Source organism: Leptolyngbya sp. AN10 (assembly GCF_050565645.1).
Classification (GTDB): Bacteria; Cyanobacteriota; Cyanobacteriia; order Leptolyngbyales; family Leptolyngbyaceae; genus Leptolyngbya.
In genome coordinates, this window is record NZ_JBNXVP010000002.1 from 299758 (window position 1) to 320466 (window position 20709).

General features: G+C 47.5%; 16 protein-coding genes. 8 read left to right on the top strand and 8 right to left on the bottom strand.

All coding sequences use genetic code 11. The annotated features are described in order from the left end of the window. Positions 1-172 precede the first annotated feature (172 nt). Positions 173-2323: a caspase family protein gene (locus ACQ4M5_RS04265; protein ID WP_430674363.1), complete on the top strand. Its 2151-nt coding sequence runs from the start codon at positions 173-175 to the stop codon at positions 2321-2323. Here ACQ4M5_RS04265 and ACQ4M5_RS04270 read toward each other — a convergent pair whose 3' ends face one another. The 3 genes from ACQ4M5_RS04270 to ACQ4M5_RS04280 all read right to left on the bottom strand — a co-directional run bounded on the left by ACQ4M5_RS04270 (position 2324) and on the right by ACQ4M5_RS04280 (position 5271). Next, complete coding sequence (locus ACQ4M5_RS04270; protein ID WP_430674364.1) at positions 2324-3649, bottom strand: aspartate aminotransferase family protein; 1326 nt, start codon at positions 3647-3649, stop codon at positions 2324-2326. It lies immediately after the preceding gene. 102 nt (positions 3650-3751) lie between these two features. Continuing rightward, entirely contained in the window at positions 3752-4228 is a 477-nt protein-coding gene (locus ACQ4M5_RS04275) for a hypothetical protein (RefSeq protein WP_430674365.1), read from the bottom strand. Positions 4229-4509: 281 nt separating this feature from the next. Then, a complete protein-coding gene (locus ACQ4M5_RS04280; RefSeq protein WP_430674366.1) occupies positions 4510-5271 on the bottom strand; it encodes a DUF554 domain-containing protein in 762 nt (253 codons plus the stop codon). Here ACQ4M5_RS04280 and ACQ4M5_RS04285 point away from each other — a divergent pair. Further along, entirely contained in the window at positions 5271-5690 is a 420-nt protein-coding gene (locus ACQ4M5_RS04285) for a hypothetical protein (protein WP_430674367.1), read from the top strand. The two genes, ACQ4M5_RS04280 and ACQ4M5_RS04285, sit on opposite strands and share 1 nt — an antisense overlap. A gap of 92 nt (positions 5691-5782) precedes the next feature. On the opposite strand, the gene menH is transcribed toward ACQ4M5_RS04285, so the two are convergent. Then, a complete protein-coding gene (gene menH / locus ACQ4M5_RS04290) occupies positions 5783-6559 on the bottom strand; it encodes a 2-succinyl-6-hydroxy-2,4-cyclohexadiene-1-carboxylate synthase (RefSeq protein WP_430674368.1) in 777 nt (258 codons plus the stop codon). A gap of 94 nt (positions 6560-6653) precedes the next feature. On the opposite strand from menH, the gene ACQ4M5_RS04295 reads away from it, so the two are divergent. After that, positions 6654-7736, top strand: a complete 1083-nt coding sequence (locus ACQ4M5_RS04295) for a hypothetical protein (protein ID WP_430674369.1) — start codon at positions 6654-6656, stop codon at positions 7734-7736. Positions 7737-8083: 347 nt separating this feature from the next. Here the strand turns inward: ACQ4M5_RS04295 and ACQ4M5_RS04300 are convergent, their stop codons facing one another. The 3 genes from ACQ4M5_RS04300 to ACQ4M5_RS04310 all read right to left on the bottom strand — a co-directional run bounded on the left by ACQ4M5_RS04300 (position 8084) and on the right by ACQ4M5_RS04310 (position 13222). After that, positions 8084-9034: a GGDEF domain-containing response regulator gene (locus tag ACQ4M5_RS04300; protein WP_430674370.1), complete on the bottom strand. Its 951-nt coding sequence runs from the start codon at positions 9032-9034 to the stop codon at positions 8084-8086. Then, positions 9022-12138: a PAS domain S-box protein gene (locus tag ACQ4M5_RS04305; protein ID WP_430674371.1), complete on the bottom strand. Its 3117-nt coding sequence runs from the start codon at positions 12136-12138 to the stop codon at positions 9022-9024. Before ACQ4M5_RS04305 ends, ACQ4M5_RS04300 begins: the two co-directional genes overlap by 13 nt. 118 nt (positions 12139-12256) lie before the next feature. After that, positions 12257-13222, bottom strand: coding sequence for a YegS/Rv2252/BmrU family lipid kinase (locus ACQ4M5_RS04310; protein ID WP_430674372.1), 966 nt, complete (start codon positions 13220-13222; stop codon positions 12257-12259). Positions 13223-13360: 138 nt separating this feature from the next. Between ACQ4M5_RS04310 and ACQ4M5_RS04315 the strand changes: the two genes are divergently transcribed. Next, positions 13361-13618: a chlororespiratory reduction protein 7 gene (locus tag ACQ4M5_RS04315; RefSeq protein WP_430674373.1), complete on the top strand. Its 258-nt coding sequence runs from the start codon at positions 13361-13363 to the stop codon at positions 13616-13618. Here the strand turns inward: ACQ4M5_RS04315 and ACQ4M5_RS04320 are convergent, their stop codons facing one another. Continuing rightward, on the bottom strand, positions 13619-14356 hold the full coding sequence (locus ACQ4M5_RS04320) for a response regulator transcription factor (protein WP_430674374.1): 738 nt from the start codon (positions 14354-14356) through the stop codon (positions 13619-13621). A gap of 244 nt (positions 14357-14600) precedes the next feature. Between ACQ4M5_RS04320 and ACQ4M5_RS04325 the strand changes: the two genes are divergently transcribed. The 4 genes from ACQ4M5_RS04325 (at position 14601) to acs (ending at position 20693) form a co-directional block, all read left to right on the top strand. Next, positions 14601-15038, top strand: coding sequence for a peroxiredoxin (locus tag ACQ4M5_RS04325; RefSeq protein ID WP_430674375.1), 438 nt, complete (start codon positions 14601-14603; stop codon positions 15036-15038). A 187-nt stretch (positions 15039-15225) separates the two neighbouring features. Beyond that, the gene (locus ACQ4M5_RS04330) at positions 15226-16824 is read left to right on the top strand and encodes a glycosyltransferase family 39 protein (protein ID WP_430674376.1); all 1599 of its coding nucleotides are present in this window, start codon (positions 15226-15228) and stop codon (positions 16822-16824) included. Positions 16825-16920: 96 nt separating this feature from the next. Then, the gene (locus tag ACQ4M5_RS04335) at positions 16921-18585 is read left to right on the top strand and encodes a C39 family peptidase (RefSeq protein ID WP_430674377.1); all 1665 of its coding nucleotides are present in this window, start codon (positions 16921-16923) and stop codon (positions 18583-18585) included. Between the two features lie 137 nt (positions 18586-18722). Continuing rightward, on the top strand, positions 18723-20693 hold the full coding sequence (gene acs, locus ACQ4M5_RS04340) for an acetate--CoA ligase (RefSeq protein WP_430674378.1): 1971 nt from the start codon (positions 18723-18725) through the stop codon (positions 20691-20693). Positions 20694-20709: the final 16 nt, after the last annotated feature.

The window sequence follows — 20709 nt, forward strand, 5'->3', positions numbered from 1 at the left end:
AATATTCTCCCTAACACCCGTAAGCGACTATCATGATACACACGCCACCGGAAGTGTACCGATTGAATTCTCTCGAACTCGGAAAAATTAAACAAAATATAAGTGTCGGGATTGACTATGCGGTAAGATTCTTCACCTGCTAATCTGAACAAGGGAGACGCGGGATCGGGATATGAAACGTCGATCGCTATTACAAGCAGCCGGAATGTTTTGCGGAGCCTGGGGAGCGAATCAACTCCTCCTGTCTCGTGCGTCTCAAGTTCTGGCAGAACCGACTTCTCGCAAACTCGCTTTTCTCGTCGGAATCAATCAATATCACAACGCTAGTTTGAGTGGTTGTATTACAGATGTTGAATTACAGAAAGAATTGTTGATCCATCGGTTTGGATTTCAGCCGAGTGACATTATTACTCTCACAAATCAACAAGCAACACGATCGCAAATCGAAACAATTTTTACAGAACATCTGATCCAACAAGCGAAATCAAACGATATTGTCGTGTTTCACTTCAGCGGTTTCGGTAGTTTGCAAAAACTAGGAACAACTCCAGACGATGTTCAGCCTGTTTTATTAACAGCAGATGATCCCAAAGAAGACGCGATGCCTCTGGCACACGCTGGCGCGATCGCAAATGCAATTTCTCAAGACACGTTACTGTTATTGCTGCGATCGCTTTCGACTTCTCAAGTAACAACCGTTCTCGATGCAGGATACTTCTATCCCGGTTATTCTCAGCGTGGAAATTTGAGATTGCGATCGCGTTCTAGTGATCCAGCTTCCCAATTGATTCCGAGTGAGCTTGAATTTCAAGAGAAATTACTTGCAAAAACTGGACTCGATCGCATTCAAACACGAGTGCAATGGCGATCGGGACAATTTCCCGGAGTCGTTCTCTCGGCTGCAAACGATCAACAGTTCGCCACGGAATCGCCTTGGAATGGATTTACTGCGGGATTGTTCACGTATGCGTTAACTCAACAATTGTGGCAAGCGATTCCGTCTACGACACTGCGAGTAAATTTACGCCAAGCTTCGGAATTGATCGCCAAGCGCGTTGACTCGAAACAACAGCCCGTTTTAATGGGACAAAAAAGCCGCGGTCAGGCGGAGCCTGGGTCGAAGATACCGACCTTGAAACCGTATCAAGTTGCAGCGATTCAATCCGCTGCGGATGGCGTGATTACCGCGATCGAGGACAGTGGCAAAATCGCGCAACTCTGGCTCGGAGGCATCCCTCCCGAAGTGCTAGAAACCTATAGCTCTGGTGCAGTTCTCAAAGTTGAAAATTCTGATCAACTGTTGCAAATCTTCGAGCGGAATGGATTAGTTGCAAAAGCGCGATCGCTGACTGAATCGCCAAATTTACAAATCGGACAACGAGTTCGAGAAAAGATTCGCGCATTCCCAAAAGATGTTCGATTAGCGATCGCGGTTGATGCAAACTTAAATCGAGTCGAGCGCGTGGATGCGATTAGTGCCTTATCAGGATTGCCGAAAATTTCTGCTGCGATCGCGGGAGAACAACCCGCAGATTATTTATTCAGCAAAGTAGAAGAAACGACTCAAGTTGCAGCCCTCAATCCTGATGCGATGAAGGGCACAATTCCGCCTGCTGGCTATGGATTATTTTCGCAAGGGCGAGATGCTATTCCACGAACCGCAGGCGAATCTGGTGAAGCGGTGAAATTAGCAGTTCGTCGGTTAACTCCTCGCCTGCAAACGCTTTTAGGTGCGAAACTTCTGAATCTAACGAGCAATTCCACGACTTCTGAGTTGGCGATTCAGGCTTCGATCGAGATTGCAGATTCTAATGCGATCGTTCAACAAACCGAGAAGATTCCTCCTGATTCGATCAAAGTGATTCCATCAGATGGAAAATTATTATCGTTTCCGATTGGCACTCCGATTCGACTTCGCGTTGAAAATCGTGATTTGGCTCCAATTCATTATGTGATTTTAGGATTTGATAATCGGGGATCGGGAGTTGTATTTAATTCAATGCAAAACGATCAATCGCAAACCGCGATCGCGGCAAATGAAACTGTAACGATTCCGCGATTGCTGACTGATTGGATTGTTCAAGCCCCTGCGGGATTGTCCGAAATTTACCTGATTTGCAGCCGCGCTCCATTTCAGCAAACACAGGCATTACTTGGAACGAGTGCGGGATTTGTGCGATCGCTTCCGAATTTTCTTGATGTTGCCCAAGCTGTTCTACAGGATTTGCATCAAGCGAGTAATACATCAATTAACACACCTGATCTATTCGCTTTAGATATGGCAAGTTGGGCAACATTCCGATTTTTGTATCAAGTTGTGTGATCACGCTAATTGTTTCAAAACACTACCTAATCGATCGACCATCTGATCGATATGCTGTTTCTCCAGAATTAACGGCGGTGATAACGCAATAATGTCTCCGGTTGTTCTAATCAGCAATCCCTGTTCAAAACATTTCACCAGCGCATTGTAAGCCCGAACTCCCACCTGTCCTGGAATCGATGCCAGTTCAATTCCCGCCACAATTCCCAAATTCCGCACATCAATCACATGAGGAAATTCTTTTAACGAGTGCATCGCCTCTTCCCAATACGGCGATAAATCACGTGCTCGATCGAATAATTGCTCCTCTTCGTAAATATCCAACGTCGCCATCGCTGCCGCACACGCTAACGGATGCCCCGAATAGGTATAACCGTGAAATAGCTCGATCGCGTTTTCCTGTCCGTGCATAAACGCATCGTAAATATACGATCGGGCAAACACCGCTCCCATCGGAACCGCTGCATTTGTAATCCCTTTCGCCACACAGATCAGATCCGGCATCACGCCAAAATATTCCGCAGCAAATCCTCGTCCCAATCTGCCAAATCCGGTGATTACCTCATCAAAGATCAGCAGAATGCCGTACTTATCGCAAACCGATCGTAATTTCTCCAAATATCCCACAGGTGGAATCAGTACCCCCGTCGATCCCGCAACAGGTTCGACAATCACAGCGGCAATAGTAGAAGGATCATGTAAGGTAACGATTCGCTCTAATTCATCTGCCAAATGTGCGCCCCAGTTCGGCTGTCCCCGACTAAACGCATTCTGCTCCAAATTATGCGTGTGCGGCAGATGATCCACTCCCGGCAACAGACTGCCAAAAAACTTCCGATTCGGTGCAATTCCCCCAACCGAAATTCCGCCAAATCCAACCCCGTGATATCCCCGTTCTCGCCCAATCAATCGAGTCCGACTTGCCTCTCCCCGCACTCGATGATAGGAGAGCGCAATCTTCAACGCGGTATCGACTGCCTCTGAGCCAGAATTCGCAAAGAAGACATGATCAAGGTCTCCGGGAAGCATTTTTGCCAATCGATCGGCTAATGCAAACGGTCCAGGATGCCCCATTTGAAACGTGGGCGAAAAATCCAGTGTTGCGGCTTGCTCGTGGATCGCTTGCACAATTCGATCGCGGCAATGTCCCGCATTCACGCACCAAAGTCCCGCTGTTCCGTCCAGCACCTCTCGACCATCGACAGTCGTATAGTGCATATCCTTGGCAGATGCCATCAAACGCGGCTGGGATTTGAACTGACGATTTGCAGTAAACGGCATCCAGAAAGCATCCAAGCTCTCTGGCAGGGAAATATCTAGAACCATAGTTTGAACACAGCAAAAAATCTGCGCTCATTATCGCAGTAAAAGCACGATCGACACCCGAATCAACCCAAGCACGAATGTCGATCGAATTCAGAAATGTCTCTAACTAACAGCTTTTTTCCGGCTAGTGGTTGCTTTTGCCTTCGATTTTGCGGGTGACTTTGTATCCGTTTTGGATTTTGCAGCCGATCGCGTTCTCTTCGGCTTGTCTTCTTTCTCTGGCGTTTCGGTTTCCAGTGCATCCGAACCGTTCTGAAGTGCCTCAGCGGTCATGGTTAACGTGCGGCGACGACGGCGAGATTTCGTTCCATCTTCTTTACGGGCTGAGGACAGATAATACTTCAGCGTCGAGGGGCTAATTTCAACGCCCTTCGATGACAGCATTTGGGAAACTTCGCTATAGCTGTAACCGCGATCGAGCGCTTGAGTAATTTGATCTTTGAGCAGATGAATGGCTTCTCTCAGCGACCAAATTTCCTTCGGTTTTTCGGGCAAATCTTGAAGTGCAGTCGATGCGCTGCTGATTGAATCTTTGGAAACTAGCGTTGATGTGGGTGATCTTCTTTTCGTTCCTGCCATTATGTTCCTCCTAATCAAATTACAGGATGCAGACTTTGTTTATGTGTTCCCAATTCTGGGATTTGAAACAAAAACTTTCGGCGAATCGATCGACGTTTAACCGTGATCGATCTGATGCTCATCTGATTGCAATAGTAGTGATATCGATGCTGTTATCACTATCGTCGTTAATTATAGAGACATTTTCAGATTTGGTAGCAAATCTTAAAAAAATTAGATCAAATTCTCAAAATGTAAAGATAGCGAATCTTTTATATGAACGGATATATTACCGTTTCTGATTACGCCAATCGTTCGATGATTGCACAAAACAACGGTGCAAGCAGCAATCCCGGCAAAAATGCAGCAACGCTTAATCGTGCAATTTCTAACAGGTTCAAACCCAATCCCATTACCATTAATCCGCCTACGCCAGAAGTTAAGAGAACCGCTGGAGCCGTTGCTGGATCGGGTAATGACTGAGCAAGTAATCCTGCCGCGATCGACAATCCTCCTTGGTAAAGTACGATCGGCAAAATCGAAAACACAACGCCAATTCCGTAACTGCTACTAAATGCGATCGATGCCAATCCATCCATTGCCGATTTAATCGATAACAGTGTATTGTTTCCTGCCAATCCATTGTTCAAACTTCCGACGATCGCGAGCGGTCCCACGCAAAACAGTAAACTTGCCGCGACAAATCCCTCAGTAAAACTGCCGCCCCCTTTTACCATTCGTTTAATTCGATCGCCAATGGAATGTAATCGAGCTTCAATCTGCCACCATTCACCCAGCAAGCCACCGATGACGATCGCGAACAGTCCAATAATCACGCCATCAATCACGCCGATTTTGACCTTGAGTAAGCTCGATGCCATCGTCACCCCAAGAAACAGCGTTAACAATCCCAATCCTTGTGTAATGATGCGCTGCATTCGAGTTGGCAAACTGCCTTGTAACAGCAATCCGAGTGTGCAACCCATTAAAACTGTTGCCACATTGATCCAAGTTCCGCTTGTTTTATCCCAAATACTGAGTGTTGAAAGTAGGGTTGTCAGCATTGACTGTAGCGTTTCCCTTCGCATTGTTCGTTTCGTTGCATCATACCAAACAACCGATCGCGCTAATTCTCAAGGAAGACGGATTTCACCCTGAGATTTACCCGAATGGGGGAGATATCTTAATCAAAGCTTTAGTTATTCTGTCTGCAATTGGATCAGCGATCGTTGAAGTAAGGAAAAGAAGCAAGTGCAAGGAACACAGGATTATGGTTTCTGTAATGACGATGCCGAGATTTAGCCCCGATCAGTTTGTTCGCTTCATTGGGGGTGAGGGAAAAGTACGAGAGTTTCACGCGGATGCGGGTCGCTGGTCGTATTTGGTTGAGATGGAAATGGGAGAAGAACCGGAAATGGGCAGAATCGGCTTTGAGACGATGATTCTGCTGCCGGAAACAGATTTGGAAGCAGCGTGGTGCTAACGCGAAAAAGTTTACTGTGTGGTCTGATAGCAGTCTCAGGAATGGGGCTGCTTTTTTGTGGTTAAAATCAGCGTGTGGCTTAGAGCGAGGGGTTACGATGCTTGAAAGAAACTCGTAATCCGATCGACAAACGCTTCCGGTTCCTCAAAGTGAATGTTATGCCCCGCATCAGGCACGATCGATAATTCTGCCGTTCCACACAGCGACACCATTTCTTGATTCAACGCGACAAATTTTCGATCGTATTCTCCAACCATCAGCAACAACGGATTCTGATGCGATCGCAGTTTCTCCCATAAATTCGGCTGCATTCCCGTTCCCATTTCTCGTAGCGATCGCGCTACTTCAATCGGATCATTTCGCAATCGTTCTTTTAGCATTTGATCAAACTTCGGATGCGCTTTGATCGATTGAAATAGCGGCTGATTGTACCAATTGATTAAAAACTGATCGAAATTTGTTTCGATTTGCGTTGCTAAAATGCGATCGCACTCAATTCTTTCTAAGCGTTCCTGCTCAGTCTTCAATCCAGGCGAACTCGATTCGATTACTGCTTTTGAGAATCGCTCTGGATAATTCAACGCCAAATACAGTCCTAATCGTCCTCCCATTGAATAGCCGACTAAATTAACTTGAGAAATTTCCAACTCGTTTAGCAAATCCACGATCGCAGTTGCCGTATTTTCCATTGTGTACTCATCAGAGAAACGAGTTTCGCCATGACCCGGAAGATCGACCATGAGACAGGAAAACGAGAACTGATCCACGATCTCATCAAACTCTGCACGACTTCCCAGAAAACCATGCAGAAACACCACGATCATTGAATCTTTTCGATGCGTTAAGTTGAATGCCAATTTATTTTTCATGCACAGAGATTTTCACCGATGGGAATACTATCAACATCTCGCTCTGAAGTGGGGATCAGTGGTAAACACTTGATCCCAGAGGTTAGCACCGCACATGGACACAGAAAAAATCTTTCAACTAATCGATCGCGTTTTGCCGTTTGAAGCCTGTTTGTATCATCAGATTCTGCCATTATCGATCGAAGGAACTACTCTACAGTTAGGCATGGTGATGCTCGATGATGTGGCGGCACTCGATTACGCTCGTCGAATGGTCGGCTATCAAAACTATTCGCTTGCGCCTCAAAGTCTCTCTTCAGAAACACACCACACAACTCTCACCACTTACTTAAATTACAGTCAAAATCGTCCCACTCCGACTCCTCCGAAACCGTCAGAGCCACAGAAAAAACCAGATTTGCACAGCAAGGAAACCTTAGTCGTCGAAAGTCCAGACGAATTAGAGTGGGAAGAATGCCACAAACCGGAAGCGCGATCGCTTCAAGACACCATCAGCGATCCTCACAGCACCCTTCCATGTCTATCAGTTAGCACTCGTTATGCTGAAGAACCGATCGCACTTTTGAGTCAACTTCCACCTTCTCGCCTCATTCAAGAACTTCTAGGACGAGTACTCGGAAACGGAATTGGACGGCTCTTTTTTGAGCGACAAGAAAAATACGGTCGTATTCTCTGGAGCCAAAATGGAGTGCTGCAAGCTGCGATCGAATCCGTTCCACTTTCAAAATTTCAAGCCCTTTTAGACGAATTAAAACAACTCACACATTTGCCGCTTGCTCCAGTCACTCAAGTGCAGCAGGTGGAAATTGAGCGATCGTATCAGCGCGATCGAGTTCTCCTGCGATTGCGAATCATGCCCTCTCCCGATGGCGAATATGCGACTCTGCAAGTTCTTCGAGGTGCAGCCCTGAAGTTTTACCAAAAACAGCAATTAACGACTCTCAGCCGTGATGCGCTCGGTATTGCTCAGAAGTTGCGACAAAAAATGGACGAGCTTCACAGTCATACCCAAACCACGACACCGCTCATGGTGGATCAATTTCAGCCTGACATGGTTCCAGCACTCAATCAAGTGCTGCAAATCGTTGAACAGCAATTAAGTGAATTGAAGCAAATTCGCGATTCTTATCATAAGGAATGTGAATTTAATCACTCCGAACGTTTGCTTGGCGAATAGAATTCACAGCTACACAGACAAAACCCGCCGTTGCGGGTTAAGAAACTGGCTGTTAGTCCGCGTGGGGCGGACTTCGTTTGTATCGTCGCGAATTCTATTCGCCGGACTGATTTAATTCACGATCCTAAGAGGGTGTTTGAGAAGTAATCGTTGATCGCATTCACCCGCCCGGAAATGAATCTCCGGGCTAATCGTGGGAAGCCCACTCAACTGGGCTAAGAACTCCGAATGATTCTCCCAGTCCGCTTCAGCGGGGTTTCTTCCATTAGCCCGGAAATGAATCTCCGGGCGGACTGGCAACGCAGCAAAACCGCTTTTTATACTTTTCAAACACCCTCTAAGGAAGGCTAACTGAGACATACACAATAGCGATCGCGTCCTTCAGCTTTCGCTTGATACAGTGCTTTATCTGCGGCATTGATTAGCATCTCTGGCGAAGTGATGATGCTTGGAATCGTGCTCGATACGCCTAAACTGACACTCACCGTATCGCACACTTTAGACCCAGCGTGAGCAATTCCAAGCTGGTTCACTCCGGTCTGAATGTCTTGTGCGACTAAGATCGCGCCTTCTTGGTCAGTATTCGGTAAGACGATCGCAAATTCTTCACCGCCATATCGCGCTGCTAAATCGATCGCTCGTTTTGCTGAACTTTGAATCACTTGCGCCACTTGTCTGAGGCAATCATCGCCCACCTGATGCCCATAGGTATCGTTATAAGCCTTGAAGAAATCGATATCACAGAGAATCAGCGACAGCGATAATTGTTCGCGCAACATCCGCTGCCATTCTTGTTGGAGATATTCATCAAAGCGGCGACGGTTTGCTAACTGAGTCAATCCATCGATCGCGGCTAACCGCTGCAATTCATGATTCGCCGTTTCAAGCTGCTGATATAGTCTGACTTGCTGAATGAGTCGTTTCACGCGCTGCCGCAACACGCCCCAGTGAATCGGCTTGGTAATGTAATCTACGGCTCCGACTGCGAACGCCTGATCGACCGAATCTTGATCTTCAAGCCCCGTAATCATCAGCACTGGAGTTCGTCTTGCTCCGCTCAATTCTTGGATACGCCGACAGCACGTAAAACCATCGATCGCAGGCATAATCGCATCCAATAACACGACATCAGGACGCGATCGTGCAAACGTCGCCAGACACGATTCTCCATCATTTGCCTCAATCACTTGATACCCATCTTGCTCCATCGCTTGACGCACACTGAGGCGCATCGTCTTATCATCATCCGCGACGAGAATCAGGGGAGGATTATGGAAAGAGGGCGTTATCTCTGACATTGCTGAAGTTCCAGGTGTAGCGAAGCTTGAACGCGATCGTATTCGGCTTCGAGTTGATGGACTTGGTGAGGGACTTGATCTAGCGTTCCCAGACGTAGGCAGGTTTCCAACGCATCGCAGGAAGAAGCAATCGCGCTCAGTCCGATTTGAAGACTGCTCGATCGCAAAGCTTGCAGGGCTTGATGTAAAGCCTGCTCGTTGAGTGGATCGATCGCGCTTTTAAGCTGGTCGAGCCAGATGCGGGTATCGCTGAGGTATCGCTGAATCAAGGCAGAACAACCGCGATCGTGGGTAAAGTCACGCACGGTCGAAAATCCAGCAGCAACGCTTACGGACGATCGTGTTAGAGCAGGGGGCAACTCTATTGGATCGGCGTTGCTTGAGTGTACTGTTCGTACAACAGGGCTACATTTACTGAGAACAGATTTTAACGCATCGATCCGGATCGGCTTGCTTAAATAATCGTTCATTCCGGCATTTAGGCAGAGTTGTCGATCGCCTTCCATCGCGTTCGCAGTCATGGCGATGATGTGGGGATGATTTAATTTTTGGACAATCTGCCGAGTCGCTTCTAGTCCATCCATTTCGGGCATTTGCACATCCATCAAGATCACGTCGTAATCTTGGCGATCTAGTGCCGCTAAGACTTCTAAACCGTTGCCAGCAACATCCGCCCGGTATCCCAACCGTGAAAGCAGATGGAGCGCGACCTTTTGATTGACAGCATTATCTTCAGCCAGCAAAATTCGCAATGGATGAAAGTTGGTTTCTTCGATCGATAAAGTTGGCTCGATCGTAGGTGATTTCAGTTCAGCCGCACTAGCACACAGCGTAAAGTAAAACGTTGAACCAGAATTGGTCAATTGTGTTGGATAAAACTCTTTCGGAGGACAACCGCCGATCGCGCCTTGGCTTTCGACCCACATCGTACCGCCCATCATTTCACTCAGCCGCCGACTGATCGCCAGTCCCAATCCTGTACCGCCATATTGCCGACTGGTAGAGGAATCCACTTGACTAAACGATTTAAACAGTCGTTCCATCCGCGCTGGAGGAATGCCGATTCCAGTATCTCTCACAGTGAATAGGAGCTTAAAGGTCTGTCTTGAAAGCCTGGAACAGTGAGCAAGTCCAGTCGTTTGACAGTTACCCGGATTCGAGGAACTCAGTTTAACACTGACTGAAATTGCTCCTTGTGGTGTGAACTTGATTGCATTGCTGATGAGATTGACGAGAATTTGCCGCAGTCGAGTGACATCACCCACGATCGTATCTGGAATCATTGGATCGATCTGCGAGGTCACTGTGAGATTTTTCTCGATCGCTTCGGCATTCAAAAGCTCGATCGCATCCCGCACACAAGCTCTTAAATCAAACGGTTGCTGTTCAAGATCAAGCTTTCCAGATTCGATTTTCGAGAAGTCGAGAATGTCGTTGATAATCGTTAGCAAAGAATCGCCGCTACTGCGAATCGTTTCGACAAAATCGCGCTGTTGATCCGTCAAGTCCATATCGAGCAAGAGTCCGGTCAAACCGATCACTGCATTCATCGGAGTCCGAATTTCGTGGCTCACGGTTGCAAGAAATTCGCTCTTGGCACGATTGGCAGTTTCAGCGGTGTGTTTCGCTTGTTCGAGCGCGACATTTTTCTCAGTCAGTTGTTCCCGTTGGAGCCGTTCTTGTCGGAGTAACCGAGCTTGAGCGATCGCAATTCCCACCTGATCCGCGACTGCTTCGAGCAGTTCAATCTCATCGCTCGTCCAGTCTCGAATCGCATCACATTGCTGGAGCGCAATAATCCCGTTTGGAACACCTTGATACGAGGTGCGAACCGCTAACATCGATTTCAATTGTGCTTGTTCGCATAGAGGAGCCGCGAGCGAGAGACGGGAATCGGTATAGACATCCGGAGAGGAAATGGCTCGATCGCTCTTCAGCAATTCTTCAACGTGCAGATTGCCCCGAATCGGAATGTGAGCGCCTTGCATCGAATCCCAACCGGGTTCGAGGAATTCCGCCACGATCGGGATTTGGGGAAAAGTCGGACTAAGCTGCGAGGATTCAGACACGATCGCATCTTCCGCACTTTCTAAATAAGTGTGTAATAAACAGCGATTTACACCAAAGGTTCGCCCAATCTGCGTTACCGTGGTTTGGAAAATTTCCTGTGTGTCTAAACTTTGGCGAATATCTTGCGTGATTTGTTTGAGTAAATAAGCGCGTTGAATCTGAAGCTGAAGGGCTTGTTCAGTGCGAATTCGCTCAGTCACATCGGTTTGAATCCCAACATAGTGCGTGACTCGTCCTTCGGCATCTAGCACAGGCGAAATCGAGAGTTCATTCCAAAACAACGACCCATCTTTGCGATAGTTGCGGAGTGTGACCGTACAATCTTCGCCTTCATTAAATGCGCCACGTAATCGATCGAGCGCATCTTGCTCGGTTTCTGCCCCTTGCAACATTCGGCTATTTTTTCCGATGACATCAGAAGCACAATAGCCTGTCATGCGCTCAAATCCTGGATTAACGAAGACCATCGGATTATCCAACTGCGTGGGGTCAGTGATGATGATTCCGTTGCTGCTGGCACTAATCGCACGTTCCAAAATCCGCAGACGAATCTCAGTTTGTTTTGTTTCGGTGATGTCTCGACAAACTGAAATAATCCCTTTTTCGGTACGAGTCAGCGAAACTTCTTCAAAAAAGGTACTGCCATCTCGACGTTTGGCGACGACTTGACCGCGCCATTGTCCGGTTTGCTTCAGAATAGGACGAATTTCTCGATCGATACGCTCGATTTCTTCGGGATAGTACAGCACTTCCCAACTTTTCCCGATCAGTTCGGTGCGGCTATACCCAAACATTTTTAAGTGAGCATCGTTGAGATACAGCAGTCTTCCGTTCTCACTGAGAATCGCAATTCCATCCAGCGCGGCTTCCACGGCGATCGATTGTCGCCAGAGCGCTTCTTGCATCGCTTGGTCTGATTCCAGATCGATAGACGATCGCCAACGCTGCCAAACCGCAACACAGTGCGCGATCGCTGCAATCAGCGCCGTACCTCCGACAATCCATTCGAGACTCACCGCCATGTGATTTGCCAATCCGTAATTCGTAATTCGTAGTTCGGCAAGTAAAAACAGCCAAAATTACGAATTTTTCAGAATCGCTGCACAGCAATTCCCTCTTTCTTTATAAAGGATTAAATTGGCTTGTTGATCGTTACACTGCCGAATCTTTAGTTTCAACGACCAAATCTGGCAAACCGTCAATTTTTTCCGTCGGAATATTCGCTTCTGGATCTTCCATAAACACAGTGAGACCGGATGGAACGCATTCAACCTCGATCGGCGTTGTCCCAACCATTTCCCCATCAACAACGACTCGCTGCGCTGGATTGGTCGTGATTTTGAACCGTCTCGATCGTAGATATCCAATGTCGTCCCGTTCAGCCGGATTGCCACTCAGGGCAGATTGCAGAAGATGATACGTCGCTGCGATCGCGCTCGTGCGATTCGAGGGAGCGACGATCGTTAAATCCAACAAGCCGTCATCAACCACTAATCCAGCGGGACCTTGAGCGAGAACCGAAGTCGCTGGAGCTGCATTCGCTACCGTCAACGCTGAAGCGGTAAAGGAAAGAATTTTATCGTCGGTTTCAACTTCTGCTTCAAAGTGATCCAGATTTCGCAATTGACGCAGACCTGCAATCACATACGCCAAAATTCCAAATCGATCTTTAGCTTCTCGATTCGCCAATCGAACCGTTTCCGCCTCAAATCCAATTCCAGCCAGCAAGACCATCGGGCGACCATTACAAAAAGCGACATCAACACTTTTCGTTTGCTGATTCAAGATCGTTTCACAGGCAGCCTCGACCGTGGTCGGAATCGAGAGCGCATTTGCAAACGCATTCGCAGTTCCTCGCGCAATCACACCTAAAGGAATTCCAGTGCGAATCACAGCATTGGCAGCAGCCGAAACGGTTCCATCTCCCCCTGAAACGAAAATCGCTTCTGCACCTTCTTTGACGGATTCTGCTGCCAGTTCATCGGCATCGCGATCGGGAGAAGTTAGTTTTGTTTTTAAATCAAATTTTTCACTTAAGCGGCGTTGAATCAAATCAAGTTCCTGCTCTGCGTTTCCCTGACCCGCCACCGGATTAAAGATTAAATGCGCCGTTTGCATAGAAATTCAAGAAATAGAATACTTCTTGGATATCACGCACATGAAGCGATCGGGGTCTGACTTCTGGATGATTTTTCTCTTCAATGAGTCGCAAGAGTGCCAGAATGAGAATGTCCTTGACCTCCCTTTAACAGTCTCATGTCTGCGGCAACTATGTACGATGAGGAGCATTTTGTTGTCCTCGAAACGAATCAACCTGAAGAAATCTTAACAGCGGCGGAACTGAGTGAGAAACTACGATCGATTCTCACAACGCGACAGGATGACTTACCTCCAGATATAAAGCAAGCAGGCGAAATTGATGCCCAAGTTCGCTATCTGATCGACACGACCTGTGAGCTTGGAATGGCTCCGGGTGAGTATTTGCAGTGGTACGCGATTCGGCTCGAAAAATGATTAGCCTGCAAGTTGCACGTCTTCGATCGAGACGCTTTCACTCGGTAATTCCAGACAATATCCCGCGCCGTATACCGTTTTGATATATTTCGGATGCCGGGGATCGGGTTCGAGCTTCGTTCGCAAGTGGCGGACATGAACCCGAATCGTTTCGATATCGTCATCGGGATCGTAGCCCCACACTTCTTTGAGAATTTCGCTGGGTGAAACCGTTTGTCCATGCCGCTGAAGGAGACAATGCAGCAGTTCAAATTCTAAATGGGTCAGTTTGACGGTTTTAGCGAACCAGATCGCCTCAAAGCGTTCTGGAACCAGAATTAAAGGACCGTAACTGAGAATCTCCGAATGTTTCGCGGCTTGAGGAATGCGATCGGTTCGTCTTAACAGCGCTCGAACTCGCGCCAGCATTTCCTCGACTTCAAACGGCTTCGTCAAGTAATCGTCCGCGCCTGCATTAAAGCCTTCTACTTTATTTGAAGTCTGGCTTAATGCAGTAAGCATCAGAACCGGAATATCGGCAGTCCGCTCATCGCGACGAATTCTTTGGCAGATTGTGAAGCCATCGACTTGAGGTAGCATCAAGTCTAATAGGATCAGATCGGGTTGGAGTTGGAGTGCAAGCGCTTGTCCGCGTGTGCCATCTGCGGCTTGACTGACATCATAGCCAGCCATCTCTAGATTGACGGCAACAAGTTCAGCGATCGCCGGATCGTCATCGATCACCAGAATTCTGGGCATGGTTAATCTCTTCTTGCTAAAGGGAGGTTGATTGAGAGCAGAAGCTCAAGAATTTATAAACTTTCCTGCTCAGATTATACGCAAGGATCTAATTTCTTTCGCTATATGAAGATAATCCCCAAGAAAAAATCCGAAAAATCCACCTAGAATTCTTTATGGTTAAAACATAGAGGAAGAAAGATTACAATTTGTGACGGAACGCGATCTCAATACACGCTCAATACACTCTCTAGGAGTCATCGTTATGCCCCTGAATGTAGGCGACACTGCCCCCGATTTCACGGTTAAAGACACGAATGGCAATACAGTCAAGCTTTCTGATTATGCGGGGCAAACTGTAGTTCTCTATTTTTATCCCAAGGACGACACACCGGGCTGCACCAAGGAGGCTTGCAGTTTCCGCGATAATTACGCTCAATACACGAGCAAAGGCATTCCCGTCTTTGGCGTGAGCATGGATGATGAGGCATCCCACCAGCGCTTTACCGAGAAGTTCAATCTGCCCTTCCCCTTGTTGGCGGATACAAATGGAACCTTGACCAAATCTTATGATGTTGATGGCGGTGGCTATTCTAAGCGCGTCACTTATGTGGTTGGTTCAGATGGCAAAATCGCTCAGGTTTACACAACGATTCAGACGGATACGCATGCGGCAGATATCTTGCAGCAGTTAGGCGTTTAAGTCAGGTTACTTCAGGAGCTAGTCGTTTGATCTGATAGTCCCTTCCAGACCTTAAGGTTTGAAAGGGACTTCATTGCGTTTTCCCGCTCCGGAAAACTCGTTGAATTCACGTAAATTATAAGTAGCTGATGGGTGCTGTAATAGACGCGAAGTAGAGAGAATCAACGATTAGCGGGAAGTTAGATCAATGGCTTTTAACCCTCAAGAAGAACAAGGTCCGCAAAAGATTTTATGGATTGCAGAGGAATCCATTTCCTCGACCTTTAAACAAATTATTAAGTTCGTCGCAATTTGTCTCGTCGTTATCGGTATTTTGTTTCGCTTCACCAATCTAGATCTTAAGCCTTACTGGTTAGATGAAGCGTTTACTTCTTTTCGTCTTTCTGGATACAGTAATGCAGCAGTGATGCAACAAATAGGAAATCGAGTGATCCCCGTTCGAGAGTTGCAAAAATATCAACAGCCTGCACCGGAAAATACTAGCTTCCATACGATCGAACAATTAGCCACCCAAGAACCTCAACTCACTCCCCTCTATTTCGTGTTACTGCGGGCTTGGACACAAAGTTTCGGGAGTTCGATCGCAACGATTCGGAGTTTGTCCGCCATTTTTAGTGTGTTGGCTTTTCCCTGCTTGTATTGGTTGTGTTTGGAACTGTTTGAGTCTCGTCAGATTGCCTGGATGTCGATCGCGGTTATGTCTGTTTCTCCGCTTCATCTCCTGTATGCCAAAGAAGCGCGTCCAACTAGCTTATGGCTTCTGACTTTGTTGCTCTCGTCTGCTCTGTTATTGCGGGCACTGCGAACTCAGACAAAACTAAATTGGCTCTGGTATGGGTTATCGATCGCGGTTGGGTTGTATGGGCATTTGTTCACTACGTTTGTGTCGATCGCTCATGCGGTGTACGTGTTGCTACAAGAGCGATTTCGACTGAGCAAAAATTTGATCTCATTCGGAATCGCTTCGATCGCAGGATGGCTATTCTTTGTTCCTTGGATTTGGTTCGGGTTAGTGACTCATCATCCATCAATGGCGGGTCAAAGTTTACCGATGCCGCTTCCTGCACTGATTCGCTCTCTACTGCGTAGCGTCAGCTTAGTGTTTGTTGACTTTAGTTTGGATGAGCGGAGTCCACGCTTGTATTTTCTGATGTTTTTAGCAGTGTTTCTGAGTGTTTTAGTCTTTGTTGGTTTAGTACTTTTCTTCTTTTATCGATCGGCTCCGAAATCCCCAAAACAGTTCGTTTTCGCAATGATCGCCGTTCCATACGTTTTACTGCTTGGGTCAGATCTTGCGTTTGGGGCGGCACGTTCTGGAGCAGCTCGTTATCTGATCTTGGCTTACGTTGGAATCCAGCTTGCGACTGCGTATATATTCACGACTCGGATTGCGGATGATTCAGCGCGGTTTCGCAAAGTTTGGATTGGTCTGATGGGATTTATTTTATCGATCGGGCTAATGTCTTGCGGATTGATGACAACTTCGGAATTTTGGTGGAACAAAGCGGATGCGAATTCAGAACGGCAGCTTGCATCGATCGTGAATCGATCGACAAAGCCCATTGTGATCACCGACGATTATTTTGTGAAACTGCTTTCGTTTAGTCATTCACTCGCCCCTGATGTTCGGGTTCAAGTTTTATCGAATGCTGCACCGAACATTCCCCAGGGCTTTAGCGATGTGTTCTTGTACCGTCCTTCAGAATCACTGCAAAAAGCACTAACGGCAAACCATCGGCTTCAACCGATCGAGCCACCGTTACTGTGGAAACTACAGCAACCTTGAGTTCAAAAATAAAAGTCTGTCGATCGGAGATTCTTTTTTTCAGCCGAAGGAGCAAGAGTATATTGGAGGCACATTTGGACACTAGGGTGCGTCCGTGTGCTTCAACCTTTGCTCACGATCGATGAGGGAATACGCATGACTGATACGACGATCGAAATCAGCGAACTCACTTCTGGAGGTGGCACTGCGCCTCCAACGTATGCCGGACCTTTGGAAGTCTTAGTGAATAAGCCTGTCGTGCTGAAGGGTAGTTACAATGCCAGCCGCATCAGACGCATCACGGTCATGGCAGAAGATAAAGTGAATCTGGGAGTGACGCTGAATAATGGAACGTGGCAAGTTTCAATGCCGCGAGGATTCAGCACACCCGGAGCGCGTTGGCTCAGACTGCGAGGATTTGATGCCAGCAATAAACTGATCGAAAATCGCGTGTTTTACATTACGGTGAGCCGCGATCCGTTAACAGTTGGACAAGAGTTAACGCTCAAAGTCCTACGGGATACTTTTTTCAAAGTTTCGACCGATGATTCTGCTCGCTTAAACAATCAGCAGAAAATCTTGATCAAAGCGGGGCAAACCTATCCGGTGAGACGGTACGGGTTTATCGACGGGCATTTGAAATTAGAGTTGGGAAATGCGATCGCACCGATCGGGAACTTCGGCTATTTCTTCGAGGATCACGTTCAGCTTTCCAAAGGTCCTCAAATCCTCAGATTTTCACTTGATGATGTTCCTGATATTCCTTTAGCGGCACAGCTTCTCATTACAAAAACCAATTTTCTGAAGACTTCACCCGCCGATTCTTCCACGCTGGCAGCCAATCAGAGAACGAACGTGTTAGAAGGTCAGGTGTTCCAAATTACCGGATATGCCTGCACGAATGGACATTTTCGCGTGACGTTGAAAGATCCGATTCCTGGATTTGGCAATCGTGGGTTTGTTTTCTGGCAATATGCTCAGATCAAGCGCAATGGTCGAGAAATTCCGTATGATTCAAGTGCGCTAACTGTCACAGCCTTGCGGGATACGATTTTCAAAAAGCGTCCAGTGGATTCATCGCAGCTTCAATCGGATGAGCGATCGACCTTTAACGCGAATCAGTTCTATGGTGTGTCGAGCTATATGATCCAAGGCGGACATATCAAAGTGTCACTCAATGAAGAACTCCCGAACTTTGGGAATACAGGATTTGTGTTTCCGGATTTTGTCAGAATGAGTCGGGGCAATCGTGCATTCAATCCGATTCCAGGTACGGTTGAATTGAATGTGCCGTACTTCTCGCAGCGGGATAATCCGCGATTTTATTGGTCTACTTGTAATGTGACTGCGATCGCGATGTGCATGTATTATCTCGGCACTCGCGCTCGATCGGGAGGTCAACTAGAGGATGAACTCTTGCAGTGGTGCTTCAACAAAGATGGGGAAGGGTCGCAGATCAATCACAATACCTTGACCAATCTGATCAATGCTTACGGTTATGACGGCACTTTTAGTACAACCTGGACATTTAGAGATGTCCGAGAAGAGTTGATCAATGGTCGTCCAGTTGTGCTCTGTGGATGGTTTACCTCGTATGGTCACATTGTTACCGTGATTGGTTACACGCCCGATGGATTTATTGTGAATGATCCTTGGGGGGATGCTTTGACCGGATATGCCAACACTGAGGGACGCAAGTTGCTTTACCCCTATAACTATACGAATCGCGTCTGTGGTCCTGACGGGCAAGTTTGGGCGCACTTTATTCGACGAAGAGCGTAATCTGTCAGAGAGTGGTCTTGTCGATCGCTCTCTTAATGAAATTCAATCTTGATTTGTATCGATCGTGCTCGCGAACCCAGTATCGTTTGGAAAGGAGACCTCTCCGATTCTGTCTTAGATACTTTGAAATACAAACGATGTCACAACCGACGATCGAATCAATCCTACATGAAGACCGCCAGTTTCCACCGAGTGCGGAATTTTCACAACGCGCCCGAATCAAGAGTTTAGAAGAATATCAGGCGCTTTACGATCGTGCAAAAGCCGATCCGCTCAAGTTCTGGTCAGAATTGGCAGAACAAGAACTCCACTGGTTTGAGAAATGGGATACCGTTCTCGACTGGAACACTCCGCCATTCGCGAAATGGTTTGTCAATGGCAAGACTAATCTTTCTTATAACTGCCTCGATCGACATTTAGAAACCAAGGGCAATAAACCCGCGATCGTTTGGGAAGGCGAACCCGGAGACTCGAAGACTCTAACGTATGCCGAACTGCATCAAGAAGTTTGTAAGTTCGCGAACGTGCTGAAAAGCTTGGGAGTCAAGAAGGGCGACGGAGTTGGCATTTATATGCCGATGATTCCAGAAGCCGCGATCGCGATGTTAGCCTGTGCCCGAATTGGTGCGCCTCACTCTGTTGTGTTTGGTGGATTTAGCGCAGAGGCATTACGCGATCGATTAGTTGATGCCGAAGTGAAAGTCGTTGTCACAGCGGATGGCGGATGGCGAAAAGATGCGATCGTGCCTTTGAAGCCACAAGTTGATAAGGCTTTGGCTGAAGGAACGACTGCGGTTGAGAAAGTCGTGGTAGTAAAACGGACAGAGCAAGAAATTGCAATGAACAGCGATCGTGATCTTTGGTGGCATGATCTCGAAAAAGACGCTTCCACCGACTGTCCTGCTGAACCGATGGACAGTGAAGAGATGCTGTTCATTCTCTACACTTCTGGCAGTACTGGCAAACCGAAAGGCGTTGTTCACACCACAGGCGGCTACAATCTCTACGCTCACATGACGGCTCAGTGGATCTTTGATCTGCAAGAGGATGATGTGTATTGGTGTACTGCGGATGTGGGCTGGATCACGGGGCATAGCTATGTCGTTTATGGTCCGCTCTCAAATGGTGCAACGACTGTCATGTATGAAGGTGCGCCACGCGGATCGAATCCGGGCTGCTTCTGGGACGTGATTCAAAAGCATAAAGTCTCCGTGTTCTACACGGCTCCAACCGCGATTCGTGCCTTTATCAAAATGGGCGATGACCATCCGAACTCGCGTGATTTGTCTTCGTTGCGACTGCTTGGAACCGTAGGCGAACCGATTAACCCTGAAGCTTGGATGTGGTATCACAGCGTGATTGGGAAGGAACATTGCCCGATCGTAGATACTTGGTGGCAAACCGAAACGGGCGGAGTCATGATCACGCCGCTTCCGGGTGCAACTCCGACAAAACCCGGATCTGCGACACTGCCATTCCCTGGAATTCTGGCGGATGTAGTCGATCTAGATGGCAATTCTGTGCCAGCGAATGAAGGCGGTTATTTAGCCGTTCGACATCCTTGGCCTGGAATGATGCGAACCGTTTATAAAGATCCCGATCGATTCCGCAAAACGTACTGGGAACATATCCCACCGAAAGACGGTAATTACATCTATTTCGCAGGGGACGGGGCAAGACGCGATCAAGATGGCTACTTCTGGGTGATGGGTCGCGTTGATGATGTGATCAACGTCGCTGGACACCGTTTGGGCACGATGGAAGTCGAATCGGCTTTGGTGTCTCACCCGGCTGTTGCGGAAGCCGCAGTCGTTGGCAAGCCAGATGAAATTAAAGGGCAAGATATCGTCGCTTTTGTGACTCTGGAAGGAACGCATCAACCGAGTGAAGATTTGGCGAAAGAGTTGAAAAAACACGTCGTCAACGAAATTGGCGCGATCGCTCGTCCGGGTGAAATTCGATTTGCGGATGCACTCCCGAAAACTCGATCGGGCAAAATCATGCGCCGACTCTTGCGCGATCTTGCGGCTGGTAATGAGATCTCTGGTGATACTTCCACACTTGAGGATCGCGGTGTCTTAGAAAAACTGCGGTCTGAGGGATCATAAAGAATAGAAGCGCGAT

Coding starts and splice junctions, on each gene's coding strand:
- ACQ4M5_RS04265 (WP_430674363.1), top strand. CDS start 173: ATGAAACGTCGATCGCTATTACAAGCAGCCGGAATGTTTTGCGGAGCC.
- ACQ4M5_RS04270 (WP_430674364.1), bottom strand. CDS start 3,649: ATGGTTCTAGATATTTCCCTGCCAGAGAGCTTGGATGCTTTCTGGATG.
- ACQ4M5_RS04275 (WP_430674365.1), bottom strand. CDS start 4,228: ATGGCAGGAACGAAAAGAAGATCACCCACATCAACGCTAGTTTCCAAA.
- ACQ4M5_RS04280 (WP_430674366.1), bottom strand. CDS start 5,271: ATGCTGACAACCCTACTTTCAACACTCAGTATTTGGGATAAAACAAGC.
- menH (WP_430674368.1), bottom strand. CDS start 6,559: ATGAAAAATAAATTGGCATTCAACTTAACGCATCGAAAAGATTCAATG.
- ACQ4M5_RS04295 (WP_430674369.1), top strand. CDS start 6,654: ATGGACACAGAAAAAATCTTTCAACTAATCGATCGCGTTTTGCCGTTT.
- ACQ4M5_RS04300 (WP_430674370.1), bottom strand. CDS start 9,034: ATGTCAGAGATAACGCCCTCTTTCCATAATCCTCCCCTGATTCTCGTC.
- ACQ4M5_RS04310 (WP_430674372.1), bottom strand. CDS start 13,222: ATGCAAACGGCGCATTTAATCTTTAATCCGGTGGCGGGTCAGGGAAAC.
- ACQ4M5_RS04315 (WP_430674373.1), top strand. CDS start 13,361: ATGTCTGCGGCAACTATGTACGATGAGGAGCATTTTGTTGTCCTCGAA.
- ACQ4M5_RS04320 (WP_430674374.1), bottom strand. CDS start 14,356: ATGCCCAGAATTCTGGTGATCGATGACGATCCGGCGATCGCTGAACTT.
- ACQ4M5_RS04325 (WP_430674375.1), top strand. CDS start 14,601: ATGCCCCTGAATGTAGGCGACACTGCCCCCGATTTCACGGTTAAAGAC.
- ACQ4M5_RS04330 (WP_430674376.1), top strand. CDS start 15,226: ATGGCTTTTAACCCTCAAGAAGAACAAGGTCCGCAAAAGATTTTATGG.
- acs (WP_430674378.1), top strand. CDS start 18,723: ATGTCACAACCGACGATCGAATCAATCCTACATGAAGACCGCCAGTTT.